The organism is Streptomyces sp. NPDC002838 (genome assembly GCF_040295365.1).
Lineage (GTDB): Bacteria > Actinomycetota > Actinomycetes > Streptomycetales > Streptomycetaceae > Streptomyces.
In genome coordinates this window covers 1-1,495 of the sequence record NZ_JBEOVF010000152.1, presented here as the reverse complement: position 1 = coordinate 1,495, position 1,495 = coordinate 1, and the positions used below count along the sequence as shown (strand labels likewise).

Here is a 1,495-nt window from a genome sequence, read left to right as displayed (position 1 = left end):
TCCGGACATGGGACGTAGCGGCCTGGTCACATCAGGACGTGCCGTTCGAACAGGTCGTGGAACGCCTCAACCCCCACCGCACCCTCTCCCGGAATCCTCTCTTCCAGGTGTCGATGACCGTGCAGTCGCTCCAGGTGCTGATCGAACTGCCGGGCATCGAATCCACCACCAGCGCAATCGCCCCCCAGGGAGTCTCCCGCTTCGACCTCCATGTCAATTTCGACCCCCAGCAGACACCGGCCGACGCGCCGGCCGAGATCTCGGGCGAGATCGAATACAACGGGGACGTCTTCGACAGGGAGACCGCCGAACGGATCGCCCGTCGCCTGGAGACCCTGCTCACCCTGGTCGCGCACGACTCCGCCGTCAGGCTCTCGCAGGTCCGGCTGCTCACCGAGGCCGAGCAGGCCCTCGTACTGCCGCCGCGGGAGCTGGCGCGGCCGGCGCCCGCAACCCTTCCCGAGCTTCTCGAGGCCCAGGTGGCCGCGACACCGACGGCCGTGGCGGTCGAGGAGGGCGGGACACGGATCACCTTCGCCGGGCTCAACGCAGCCGCCAACCGGCTCGCCCGGCATCTCCTCGCCCAGGGCGTCGGCACCGAGGACGTCGTCGCGCTCCAGCTGCCGCGCGGGATCGACTACGTCGTCGGGGTCTGGGCCGTGCTCAAGGCCGGCGCGGCGTTCCTGCCGCTGGACCCGCAGAATCCGCCGCAGCGGCGGGCGGCGATGTGCGCCGACGCGCAGCCGTCCCTCGTCCTCGACCGGCTGCCCGGTCAGGACGCGCTCGGCCACCACGGCGCGGAGAACGTCACGGACGCCGAGCGGGTCCGCCCGCTGCGGCCCGAGAACCTCTGCTACGCCCTGTTCACCTCGGGATCCACTGGTCGGCCCAAGGCCGTCCAGATGGAACAGCGGGCGCTGGTCAACCTCGTCCGGTGGTGGCTGGCGGAGGAGAGCCCGGAGCGGGTGATGCAGTTCTCCGCCACCGGCTTCGACGTGTCCGTCATGGAGCTTCTGCTGGTCACCTGTGGTGGCGGCACACTGCTCGTGCCCGACGAGGCACTGCGCAAGGCCCCGGACGCCCTCGTCGCCTGGATGTCGCGGCGGCAGGTGTCGTACGCCGTCGTCACCAGCCTGGTCCTGAACGCGATCGCACGCTCCGCCGCCCAGGCGGGCGACGAGCTGCCGCAGCTGTGTCGGGTGGCGCAGGCCGGTGAGCGGATGGCGCTCTCCGCCGATCTGAGGTGGCTCGCTGGCCGCGAGGGCGGTGTCGTCGTTGAGAACTACTACGGGCCGACCGAGACTCACATGGCCACCACGTACACCCTGCCCGTGCGGCCGGAGGAGTGGGCGGCGGAGACGCCCATCGGTCGGCCGATCCCCGGGGCCACGGCCCATGTGCTGGACGAGTGGCTGCGGCCGGTGGCTCCCGGTGTGACGGGTGAGTTGTATGTGGGCGGCGTGCAGCTGGCGCGGGGCTACGGGGGGCGGCCGGG

Annotated in this window: 1 protein-coding gene; it reads left to right on the top strand. The window is 71.4% G+C overall.

Annotated features, from left to right (window positions below; all coding sequences use genetic code 11):
• Positions 1-38: 38 nt before the first annotated feature.
• On the top strand, positions 39-1,495 hold a 1,457-nt coding region (locus tag ABT063_RS52020), incomplete at its 3' end, for an AMP-binding protein (protein WP_351069385.1).